This window comes from Pseudomonas sp. BTN1, from assembly GCF_001907715.1.
GTDB classification, from domain to species: domain Bacteria; phylum Pseudomonadota; class Gammaproteobacteria; order Pseudomonadales; family Pseudomonadaceae; genus Aquipseudomonas; species Aquipseudomonas paracarnis.
On sequence record NZ_MPBM01000004.1, the window covers coordinates 16,835 to 27,339 of the forward strand.

Sequence of the window (10,505 nt, forward strand, 5' to 3'; positions counted from 1 at the left end):
GCGTTTGTGGATCAAACATCGATAAAAATAATGATTAGAGGCACGTTATGCCCATCAAGCTGGACCGTACGGACAAAGCCCTTTTAAACGCGTTGCAAGGCAACGCCCGCCTGACCGTGGCCGAGTTGGCAGAGCGGGTGGCCCTCACCACCTCACCGTGCTGGCGCCGGGTGCGCACCCTGGAGGAGAGCGGGGTGATCAGTGGCTACCAGGCGATCCTTTCTCCCAAGGCGCTGGGTTATGGGGTGACCGCGTTTGTCAGCATCATGATGGAAAGCCACACCCAGGAAATCGCCCGCGCGTTCGAGCAGCGTCTGTTGGCGATTCCGGAGATTGTGGCGTGCCATAACGTCTCGGGGCGCTATGACTTTTTGCTGGAAGTGGTGGCCAAAGACTTGGAATCGTTTGGCGAGTTTGCCCGCGAGGTTTTGCAGACGTTGCCCTGCGTCAAGGAGATCTATTCGAGCTTTTCCTACAAGTCGGTGCGGCCGTTGCGGGTGATTCCGTTGCCGGGTTGACGGGAGGCTTACGGCGCGAGCCGATGCGTATCCACCCGACGCCCCGCGATCCAACTGTGGGAGCTGGCTTGCCTGCGATGGCGGCCTGCCAGCCGACACCTATCTACCTGACGCCCCGCGATCAATTTGTGGGAGCTGGCTTGCCTGTGGAGGCGGCCTGACAGCCGACGCAGTTATACCGAGTACATATCCATTCCTGCGGTAACGGCCACCTAGGGGTCCGCCCTTACGGCGGGTCACTTTGGAAAAGCCCCAAAGTAACCAAAGGGCTCTTGCCCCACCAACGGGGCGCCTGAGATCAAAATCAGAGCAAGAGCAAGAGCTACTCGCTTCGCATCGTGGCTACGTTGGGCCGCTTTTGCTTTTGTGTGCCACCCCATGCAACAACAGCGCCTCAAATACCCGCTGCACCCGTGGCTCATCACTGTGGGCCACATTGAAGCGCATCGAGTCGCGATGGGCCGGGTCATAGCCAAACAGCGCACCGGGCGCCAGCACCATGCTGCGTTTCAGGGCTTGCTGAGCCAGGAGTTCGCCGTTCACGCCAGGCGGCAGGCGTGCCCAGATGAACATCCCGCCTTCATACGCCATCGGCAGTTCGCACCCGCAGCGCTTGAGCCATTGTTCGACGCGCCCTCCGGCCTCCATCAGGCGTTGCACCATGCGCTTGCGATGCTTGGCATAGCTGCCTTCGCTGAGCATACGGTAGACGATTTGTTCGAACAGTTCGGAGGTGACGCCGCCGCTCATCAATTTCATATTGGTGAGGTTGGCGGCCAGTTGCGGCGCGGCCACGACGTAGCTGACGCGGGTGTTGGCGCTGAGGCTCTTGGAGAACCCCGACAGGTAGGTGACCTGCTCCAGCCCGGCGACGGCGGCCAGGCGTGGAGGAGGGTTGGGATGCAGGTCGCCATAAAGATCATCCTCGACGATATGGCAGTGATAGTGCTGGGTCAGTTGCAGCAGCCGAAACGCCTGGCTGGGGCTGAAGGAATGCCCGGTGGGGTTATGCAGAACGCTAGTGGTCAGGTAAAGGCTGGGGCGGTGTTCGGCCAGCAACTGTTCGAGGGCCGCGAAATCGAACCCATCGGGGCGGCGCTCAATGGTAACGACCTTGACCCCATGCAGCGCCAGGTTGGCGTGGAAGTTGAAATAGCACGGCGCGTCGAGCAACACCGTGTCGCCGGGGCGTGCAAGCAGGCGCATGAGCATGTCCAGGCCCTGCACGGTGTTGGGGGTGGTGATGATTTGCTCCACCGGCACCGACAAGCCTTCGCCATGCAGTTTCTGTTGCAGCGCCTGGCGCAACGGCAACAGCCCCGCCGGCGTGCCCAGCCCGGCGATGCGCAGCGACGGCGCACGCACCACGCTGCGCATGGCCTGGCGGATCGCTTCGCCATTGAGCCAGTCCTCCGGCAGGTGCCCGCCACCGGGCCGCAGTTCGCCACTGGCGGTGGCCAAGGGCCGGCGCAATACGCTGAGCAGGTCTTGGGGCAGTAGATCGACCCAGGTCGCCGAAGCAGGGCGTGTGCTGTCCATCGCCACGAAGTAGCCGCGGCCCTGGCTCGAGGTCAGCAGGTGGCGACCGCGCAGGCGGTCCAGAGCCTCATTGAGGGTGAACTTGCTGACGCCGAGGATCTGGGTCAGCTCACGCACGGATGGCAGTTTGCTGCCCGGTGCCCATTCGCCATTTTCGATGGCGTGGCTGAACGCCTCGACGATCTGCTGGACCTTGGGCGTGCCTTCTACGAAAGCGATGGCGGATACAAACATGACGCGTCCTTGTGTTTGCAGGTGATTTTACCGGTGAAGTGAGGCCGGATTAGGCATCACTTTACCTGCCTTGCGCAATGCCACTCCCCTAGACTGCGCTGCATCTCGCCTGGAGATGGCGATATTTCCTACACCTGAGCAATGGATTTTGCATTTCCATGAAGACTTATATGTGCGCACCCTGCGGTTTTATGTACGTAGAAGAACTGGGTATTCCGGAGGACGGAATTCCCGCAGGCACCCCTTGGGAAGAGGTGCCTGAAGACTGGACATGCCCGGATTGCGGCGTGACCAAGGCCGACTTCATGGCCATCAATCTTCCTGAACGTCAATTCGCCTGACACTCCATCAACGAAAGGAATCGCTCCATGGAAAGCAAACTGATCAACGCCACCGTCCCGTTCTGCACCGGTGTGGCCCACCAGAAATACCTGGGCGCCGAAAAGGGCCTGCAAACCGCCATCGAAGGTGACTGCACCCACTGGTACATCGACGGCAGCCTGTTCGGCGAAATGGTCGATGACTGGACCGAGGCGCGTATCGAAAGCCTGCAGGCGCAAATCACGGCGACTGGGGTCAAGCCGGTTTTCCACGGCAACTTCAAGGCACCGTTGGGCAGTGATGTAGAAGCCTTCCGCAGCGCTGCCGTGGAGTATGTGAAAAAGGAAATCGACATCGCCAGCCGCCTGGGCGCGCCGTTGATCATTCACGGCGGTTGCATCGTCGAGCCGAAAATGGTGCTGATGGCCAAGAAGGTTGCCCTGGAGCATTACCTCAAGTCGGTGCAGGAACTGGCGCGCTACGCCGAGGCCAAGGGCACGGATATCTACCTGGAGAACCTGTCCAACTACGTCAACTATCGGCCGTTCCACTACATCTTTACCCATGAAGCGGAATACGCTTTTGTGTTCGAGCGCCTGCAAGCCCACAGCAATGTGTACTTCTTCCTCGACGCCGGCCATGCCAACATCGAGAACGGCCTGCCGGCAGAAGTGGTGCGCAAGTATCACCACCTGATCAAGGGCATCTCTTTCAGCAATAACAACGGCGTGCAAGACCAGCACTTCGGCATCCATGACGGTAACTGTGATTACGCCGATGTGGTGCAGGCCATTGTCGAGACCAACTGGAAGGGCCTGGTGGCGTTTGAAACCCGTAACCAGACCGCCAAGGCCGCGCTGGCTGACCTTGCGGTGATGTACCGCGAGTCCCTGACGACTGAAATCGCCGTCGCCTGACCGGCCTGGGGCGGGCGCTTGAGGCGCTCGCCTCGTTGCTGTTGTTCTCTTAATTCAAGGTCCCTGGCCATGACAAGTGCGTTAACCCTGTCGTCGTTTCTCTACTTTTTGCTGTTTTGCGCCACCATGACCTTCAGCCCCGGCCCCATGACCTTGTTGTTGTTGAGCCTGGGCCTGAAGGACGGCCTGCGCAGTTCGATCCCCGCGCAGATCGGCGCCAGTGTGTCTTACCTGATTTCCATCCTGATCTTTGCCGTGGGCTTCTCGGAACTGATCAAGGGCAACCTTGCCATTACCCAGACCATCCAGTTTGTCGGTGTGGCCTATATTCTCTACCTGGCCTACAAGCAGTGGACCAGCAGCGGCGTGTCGATCAACAACGCAGGTGCCGTGGAGGGTTCGCGCAGCCTGTTTGGCAAAGGGCTGTTGACCGGGTTTTCCAACCCCAAGACCATCATCATGTTCAGCGCCGTGTTCCCGCAGTTTGCCGGCGCCGGTGAACACAGTTCGGCGGCGGACATCGCCATCCTTGGCCTGACCTTCCTGCTGCTGCAATTTGCCAGCGGCTGCCTGTATTGCTATTTCGGCCAGCGCATCAAGCACGTGCTGGAAAACCCCAAGCGCCGGGTGTTGTTGCAGCGGGTCACGGCCGTCTTGCTGCTGGGCGTCGCCTTGATGCTGGCACGCGGGTTTTCGCACTGAAGTATTAGCCAATAAGCGGTAGTGGCGATTTGACGTCGCCCTGTTAGACTCCAGGCATTCACCCAGGATCGCCCCCACCATGCCAGCCGTCGGAGGAAAAGGACTTCCGCTCGCTTTGCGCTTGTACAAATCTCGCCTGCTGGGGCTGACGCTCGGCTTTGTGTGCGTGGCGTTCGGCATGTATCCGTTGAACCCCTCCCTGTGGGTATGGGCTTGGATGCTGGTCAATGCCTTTGCGTGGCCGCACCTGGCTTTTCAATGCTCGTTGCGCTCGGCCAATACCTTGCGCAGCGAACGCCGCAGCCTGCTGTTCGATTCCTTTTGCGGTGGGTTCTGGGTTGGCGCGATGCACTTCAACCCGCTGCCCAGCGTCACCACCCTGTCGATGATGAGCATGAACAACGTCGCCATCGGCGGGCCGCGCTTCCTGTTCGCGGGTTGGGTGGCGCAGGCACTGGGACTGGGCACCGCGTTGCTGCTGTTCACACCTGGGTTTGTCGCCCTGACCACCCAGGCCCAGCTGTATGCCTGCCTGCCGATCCTGATGCTGTATCCCCTGGCCCTGGGATGGATCTGCTATCGCCAGGCCGTTACCTTGGCCCGGCACAAACGTGAACTGCTGGCCTTGAGCCGCACCGACAGCCTGTCGGGCCTGCTCAACCACGGCGCCTGGAAGGACCATCTGGACCTCGAATTTCAACGTTGCCGCCGTGGCCCGGCCGGTGCCGCCATCGCGTTGATCGACATCGACCACTTCAAGACCATCAACGACACCTACGGCCATGTGACCGGCGATATCGTCCTGCGCCAACTGAGCAAGGTGCTGCGCCAGAACCTGCGCACCACCGACCTGGCCGGCCGTTATGGCGGTGATGAGTTCTGCGTGATCCTGCCCGATATGCCCCTCAACCGTGCCACCGAGGTGATGGAGGCCTTGCGCGGTCGCTTCAACGCCTTGGCCTACGCCCAGGACCCGACACTGCGAGTGAGCCTGAGCATCGGCCTGGCGCCGTACCAGCCGAGCCACGCCGACTCCATCAGTTGGCTCAACGATGCCGACCAGGCGCTGTATGAAGCCAAGAGCAGCGGGCGCAACCGGGTCAGCTCGGTACAGGGCAGTTGGTTGCGGTCAGTTTAGTGGGGTAGGGTGGCGGGGCACCCTCCAACAAAAAACAAGGATCGGTCCATGTTCTTCACCTTCCCGCGTACCCTGTTGGCCGCTACCCTGGCCTTGTCTTTCAGCCTGCCGGCCTACAGCGCCGAGCCTCATAAACAGATCCAGCAACAGGCCGAACAATACAAGGCCCAAGCCTTGAAGCTGCTGGAGCGCCTGGTGAATATCGACTCGGGCTCAGGCTACGAGCCGGGCCTGACCCAAGTGCGCGATATCGCCGTGGACGAGTTGAAACAGTTGGGTTTCACCATCGAATTGGTGCCGGATAAAGCCGCCAACAACAGCCATGTGGTCGCCACCCTCAAAGGCACCGGCAAGGCCAAGATCCTGCTGATGGCCCATATGGACACCGTATTCAAGGAAGGCTCGGCTGCCGAGCGCCCCTTCCACATCAAGGACGGCCGCGCCTACGGCCCCGGCGTGATGGATGACAAGGGCGGCATCGTCGCGGGCATCTATGCGCTCAAAGTCCTCAAAAGCCAGGGTTTCAAGGACTACGCGCAGATCACCTTCCTGCTCGACGCCAGCGAAGAAACCGGCTCCGACGCCGCCTCCGAACTGATCCGCAACACTGCCAAGGGCCACGACGTGACCCTGAACCTGGAACCCGGCCGCCCCGCCGACGGCCTGGTGGTGTGGCGCAAAGGCAGCGCCACCGCCGTGGTCGAAGTCAAAGGCAAGGCCGCCCACGCCGGCGTCGCCCCGGAACTGGGACGCAACGCCGCCATGGAAGCCGCGCACCAGATCCTGCAACTGGGCAAACTTGGCGATGAAGACAAGAAAACCACCATCAACTTCACCGTGTTCAAGTCCGGTGACCGCACCAACGTCATCCCTGACCAAGCCACCGCCAAGGCCGACGTGCGTGCGGCCTTGCCGGAAGAGTTCGACCGGATCGAGAAAGACCTGGCGCGGGTTTCAGCCAACAAATTGATCCCGGAAACCGAAGTGAAAACCAGCCTGCAGCGCGGCCTGCCACCGATGCCGCAGACAGCCGAGTCGGATAAGTTGGTGGCGATGGCCCAAGGGATTTATGGCGAACTGGGACGCAAGTTGACCATCGAAGGCAGCGGCGGCGCGGCGGATGCCAGCTTGTCCGCCGGGGTAGGCACGCCGACGTTGGATGGGTTTGGGATAGTGGGGGGCAATATTCACACGGCGGAGGAATATGCCGAGGTGGAGAGTGTGGTGCCGCGGGTTTATTTGTTGAGTCGGATGATTATGGAGTTGTCCAAGCGCTGATCAGAACACTGGATGATCGAACGAAGCAGATTTGAATGGGGGAGGAATGCCCCTCAGGCAAACGCAGATCCCCTGTGGGAGCGGGCTTGCCCGCGAAGGCGGTGTGTCAGTCGCTGCATGTGTTACTGCACTACCGCTTTCGCAGGCAAGCCAGCTCCCACATTTGATCTTTGTTGATTTGAGCGTTGTGTTTGCTTGGTTGACTCGCATTGGGGTCAGCCCCTCCGACATCGAGTACTGCATTCAATGTGAAAGTCACCATGTGGAAGGGTCTTCGAGACTGGCTTTTTGGAGGTCGTCTTTCCAGACCTCGTTGGCCAGTCGATAAATGTCTGCAAAGAAGCCTCGGGGGTCGGCTATTTCTGTTTCGTCCCAGGCCATCGTTGAATACTCATCGGGGTCGTCTTCAAAGAACGAGCTAAAGTCAAAATTTTCAGTATTTAGAGCGAAGGACAAATTTTCCATCAGCTTATATTTGTGGCGGTGGGAGAATTCGTTGTAAGGATCCAGGCAGTATCTTAGGATCAAAGCTTCTCGATCTTTCTGGTTGTTAGGGTTGTAGGCGTGCAGTTCTTCTCCCTTTGATTCTTCTCTGTCGTAGATGTCAAAAATTCCTACGAAATAGCGCAGGCTTGCGTCGAAAGGGATGTGCTCGGAGGATGGATGAAATAACATTTTTACTCCTTAATCGGGAACAGGGTAAAAGGTGTGCCGTCTTTACGAAACTTCATTTCGGCACCATTCATTGAAGGGTTGAAATGTGGATGGTTCGGATCCGTCTTGTTTGGTCTGTAACCACGTCCAGCACCTGGCAGTTCTAGTTGGACAATATCATTCTTGTTGCCATCTATTCCGGTATAGCGCGAAAGTCCTCGTTCAACCCTTGATGTTGCTTTGGTCCATGCTTGAAGTTGAAGCTTCCAACTGTTGAATTGTGAGCTGGGAGTCCCTTTTTTCTTGGGCGGTAATTTGCCCGTTATTGGATCTTTCCCATCTATTGAGCGCTGGCTCACTTTAGATGACTAAACTTCTGGTCCATGCTTGCCAACCATATGCATGTCGTACTTTTTTTCATATTCCAAAATTCGACGCTTCGCATTCGCCTCACTTAGCTCCTCTATCTTAGCTCGTCTCTGCTCACCAGCCGTCTGAGGTGCTGACGGTTGTCCCTCATCAACTCGTGCGTTCTCAATTGGATTATCTTGTGAGGTTGTAGGCTTACACCCATTGCTACCGGGGCATGTATTTAGGCCTAGCTGATCCACCCACCCCGTGGGATTGGGTACATACTGGTACCCGTTGATCCCTCCCGCCAACCTCACCGGATCCGGCGTCAGGTAACGACCAATATCCGGATTGTAGTAGCGATGGCGGTTGTAGTGCAGGCCGCTTTCCGCATCGAAATACTGGCCTTGAAACCGCAGTGGATTGTCGACTTTGCCCACGTCGAGCCGGGCGATCTGGCCGTAGGCGCGGTAGTGGGCGGACCAGACGATTTCGCCTTCGGGGCTGGTCAGTTCCTGCGGGGTGCCGAGGTGGTCGAGTTGGTAGTGGTAGGGCTTGGTTTCTTTTGGGCCGAAACCGTCCAATAGTGCCAATGGGCGGAAGCTGCCGGGCTCGTAGAGGTAGCTGCGATGGCGCTCTGCATGGTGTTCGGCAATCAGCTTGTCGCCTTGCCAGAAAAACTCGGTGGTCTTGGCGTCCACGGTTTTGCTGATGCGACGTCCAAATGGGTCATAGCGATAGCTGGCGGTTTGGCCGTTGGGCGTTGTAACCCCGACTAACCGATGCTGGCAGTCGTAGCGGTACTCAGTGACAAGTTGCTGGCTTTTGCCGCGTCGTTCGCGAATGAGGTTGCCGAAGGCGTCGTAGTCGTAGTGGCGGTCGCCCTGGATCATTAGACGATTCGCCGCGACGATGTCCGGACCGGGGCGGTCTTGCATCAGCAGGTTGCCGGCCGGGTTGTGGGCGAAGCGTTCCTGTACGTCCTGCGAGTGATCGGCGCGGGTCAGGCGGGCGAGGGGGTCGTAGCGGTAGTCGTGTTGGCCTTTTCGGGTGTCGAGCAGGCGGGTGAGGTTGCCGGCTTTGTCGTAGTCGTATTGGCGTTGGTAGAGGTGGTTTTGTTGCTGCGTTACCGCGTGGGCGTGCAGGCGGTGTTGGTCGTCGTAGTGGTAGTGGCTGAGCACTTGGCCTTGCTGGCGCTGATGCTCTCGACCGCTCTTGAATAGGTGCGAGGTAAGCACTTCACCGTTGAGTTCGATGGTGGCGAGGTGGCCGCCTTTGTCGTGGTTGAAGGTGACGCGGTTATTATCCGGCAGGCACAGGTTTTTCAGCTGGCCGCAGGCGTCGTAGCCGTAGCGCAGGGTGCCCCAGCCTTGGTGTTCGGCGGTGAGGCGGTTTTGGCGGTCGTATTCGTAGGCCAACGCCCAGTGGCCGTCTTCGACGCTGAGGAGGTTGCCTTGGCGGTCGTAGGCATAGTCGACAACGGCGCTGTCGGGCAGGGTTTTTCTTACGAGGCGTCCGGCGTGGTCGCGCTCGTAACGGGTGATTAGCTGACTGTTATCGTCGCCGTATTCGGTCTTCTCCAGCAGGTTGCCGTTGAGGTCGTAGGCATAGGCGGTGCGCTGGCCGTCGAAGCCGGTTTCCTGGCGGATCAGGCCATTGAGGTGGTAGTCGAGTTGGTAGGTTTCGCCGGCTTCGTTTTCGATCTCGGTGAGCCGCAGCCGGGCGTTGTCGTAGCGGTACTTGACTTGGGTGCCGTCGGCGTTGAGACGGCGGCTGATCAGGTGCAGGCCGTCTGCGTATTCGTAGCGGGTGACGTGACCGAGTTCGTCGCGTTCGGCGATGATTTTGCCGTAGGGGTTGTAGCTGAATTCTTGTGTGGCGCCGCCTGGCAATACAAGACGAATCAACCTGCCGACGCTGTCCCATTCATAGACTGTCTGCGCGCCGTGTTCATCCTCACGCGCAATCTGCCGGCCTAGATCGTCATAGCGATAACGCTTGATCCCACCATTGGGCAATTGCTCTTCAAGCAACTGCCCACGTTCATTCCACACCAGCCGATGACAACTTCTGTCCGGGTACCAAATCCCCGTCAGTTGCCCATGTTTGTTGTAGCTGTAGTCAGTCGAGTTGCCATCGGGATCGGTCCTACGTGTTACATCGCCTTGCTCATTACGCTCATATTTCCAGACCGCCTCACCACGTCTGACAACCCGTACAAAGCCGTTGTCACGCTCATAGGATGTCGGCTCATCATCCCCCGGAAACAGCGCCACCAAGCGTCCGGCGTCGTCATATTGATAGGCCGTCACCGCGCCCATCGGGTCTTGCTCGACGGTCAGCCGGCCCTTGGCATCGTAGGATTTGTAATGCTGAGCGCCATCCGGATCGATGCGCTGCACCAAGCGCGCCCGGTCGTCATGGACATAGACTTCCTGGCTACCATCGGCGTTATGCACGGTGACGCGCCCGTCATCGCCCCAGGCGTAACGCGTGTCCATCTGCGAAAAACTCGCCCAATGCCTGACGCAACGTGCCGCCTTGCCAGCGCGTTCCCACGCCCAAAAGAAACTCGCCCCACCGGCCAGTTGGCGTTCCAGAATGACTTGCTGATCGTCATATCGATAACGCTCGCTTTCCCCGACAGCATTGGTCGCGCAAACCAGTCGTCCGTCTTCGTCATAGGCGTAGGAAACAAGGTTCTGCTCGGTCTCCCACACGTAGGGCTCTCGCCCTTTGGCGCGATGCACCTGATAGTCCACCGCGACGATGCGACCCAACTCATAACGCAGCAGCAACGAACGACCGGCGCCGTTATCCAGCCGCTCAATCAGCCCGGAACGATCACGGCAA

General features: G+C 59.0%; 10 protein-coding genes. 6 read left to right on the forward strand and 4 right to left on the reverse strand.

Features of this window, described 5'->3' with window-relative positions; translation table 11 throughout:
- Positions 1 to 47: 47 nt before the first annotated feature.
- Entirely contained in the window at positions 48 to 518 is a 471-nt protein-coding gene (locus BMH52_RS01585) for an Lrp/AsnC family transcriptional regulator (protein ID WP_014718112.1), read from the forward strand.
- A 342-nt stretch (positions 519 to 860) separates the two neighbouring features.
- On the opposite strand, the gene BMH52_RS01590 is transcribed toward BMH52_RS01585, so the two are convergent.
- Positions 861 to 2,291 carry a PLP-dependent aminotransferase family protein gene (locus BMH52_RS01590; protein WP_019817295.1) on the reverse strand — a complete coding sequence of 477 codons (1,431 nt, stop codon included), beginning with the start codon at positions 2,289 to 2,291 and terminating at the stop codon, positions 861 to 863.
- A gap of 158 nt (positions 2,292 to 2,449) precedes the next feature.
- Here BMH52_RS01590 and BMH52_RS01595 point away from each other — a divergent pair, with 158 nt between their 5' ends.
- From BMH52_RS01595 to BMH52_RS01615, 5 genes are all read left to right on the forward strand, one after another.
- Positions 2,450 to 2,632, forward strand: a complete 183-nt coding sequence (locus tag BMH52_RS01595) for a rubredoxin (protein ID WP_014718115.1) — start codon at positions 2,450 to 2,452, stop codon at positions 2,630 to 2,632.
- A gap of 27 nt (positions 2,633 to 2,659) precedes the next feature.
- Positions 2,660 to 3,529 (forward strand): sugar phosphate isomerase/epimerase, encoded by an 870-nt coding sequence (locus BMH52_RS01600; RefSeq protein ID WP_014718116.1) that lies wholly within the window; start codon positions 2,660 to 2,662, stop codon positions 3,527 to 3,529.
- A 69-nt stretch (positions 3,530 to 3,598) separates the two neighbouring features.
- Positions 3,599 to 4,231, forward strand: coding sequence for a LysE family translocator (locus BMH52_RS01605; RefSeq protein WP_014718117.1), 633 nt, complete (start codon positions 3,599 to 3,601; stop codon positions 4,229 to 4,231).
- 79 nt (positions 4,232 to 4,310) lie between these two features.
- The gene (locus BMH52_RS01610; protein ID WP_014718118.1) at positions 4,311 to 5,369 is read left to right on the forward strand and encodes a diguanylate cyclase; all 1,059 of its coding nucleotides are present in this window, start codon (positions 4,311 to 4,313) and stop codon (positions 5,367 to 5,369) included.
- 48 nt (positions 5,370 to 5,417) lie between these two features.
- Entirely contained in the window at positions 5,418 to 6,647 is a 1,230-nt protein-coding gene (locus BMH52_RS01615) for a M20/M25/M40 family metallo-hydrolase (RefSeq protein ID WP_073842746.1), read from the forward strand.
- Between the two features lie 255 nt (positions 6,648 to 6,902).
- Here BMH52_RS01615 and BMH52_RS01620 read toward each other — a convergent pair whose 3' ends face one another.
- From BMH52_RS01620 to BMH52_RS01625, 3 genes are all read right to left on the reverse strand, one after another.
- Entirely contained in the window at positions 6,903 to 7,322 is a 420-nt protein-coding gene (locus BMH52_RS01620) for a hypothetical protein (RefSeq protein WP_003190647.1), read from the reverse strand.
- Positions 7,323 to 7,324: 2 nt separating this feature from the next.
- Positions 7,325 to 7,660 carry a hypothetical protein gene (locus BMH52_RS29460; RefSeq protein WP_256575677.1) on the reverse strand — a complete coding sequence of 112 codons (336 nt, stop codon included), beginning with the start codon at positions 7,658 to 7,660 and terminating at the stop codon, positions 7,325 to 7,327.
- 9 nt (positions 7,661 to 7,669) lie between these two features.
- Positions 7,670 to 10,505 (reverse strand): RHS repeat-associated core domain-containing protein (locus BMH52_RS01625; RefSeq protein ID WP_256575678.1); only part of this gene is annotated, 2,836 nt, incomplete at its 5' end.

Excerpts from the sequence above, each read along its gene's own strand:
- BMH52_RS01595 (WP_014718115.1), top strand. The coding sequence starts at position 2,450 with ATGAAGACTTATATGTGCGCACCCTGCGGTTTTATGTACGTAGAAGAA.
- BMH52_RS01600 (WP_014718116.1), top strand. The coding sequence starts at position 2,660 with ATGGAAAGCAAACTGATCAACGCCACCGTCCCGTTCTGCACCGGTGTG.
- BMH52_RS01590 (WP_019817295.1), bottom strand. The coding sequence starts at position 2,291 with ATGTTTGTATCCGCCATCGCTTTCGTAGAAGGCACGCCCAAGGTCCAG.
- BMH52_RS01585 (WP_014718112.1), top strand. The coding sequence starts at position 48 with ATGCCCATCAAGCTGGACCGTACGGACAAAGCCCTTTTAAACGCGTTG.
- BMH52_RS01615 (WP_073842746.1), top strand. The coding sequence starts at position 5,418 with ATGTTCTTCACCTTCCCGCGTACCCTGTTGGCCGCTACCCTGGCCTTG.
- BMH52_RS01620 (WP_003190647.1), bottom strand. The coding sequence starts at position 7,322 with ATGTTATTTCATCCATCCTCCGAGCACATCCCTTTCGACGCAAGCCTG.
- BMH52_RS01605 (WP_014718117.1), top strand. The coding sequence starts at position 3,599 with ATGACAAGTGCGTTAACCCTGTCGTCGTTTCTCTACTTTTTGCTGTTT.
- BMH52_RS01610 (WP_014718118.1), top strand. The coding sequence starts at position 4,311 with ATGCCAGCCGTCGGAGGAAAAGGACTTCCGCTCGCTTTGCGCTTGTAC.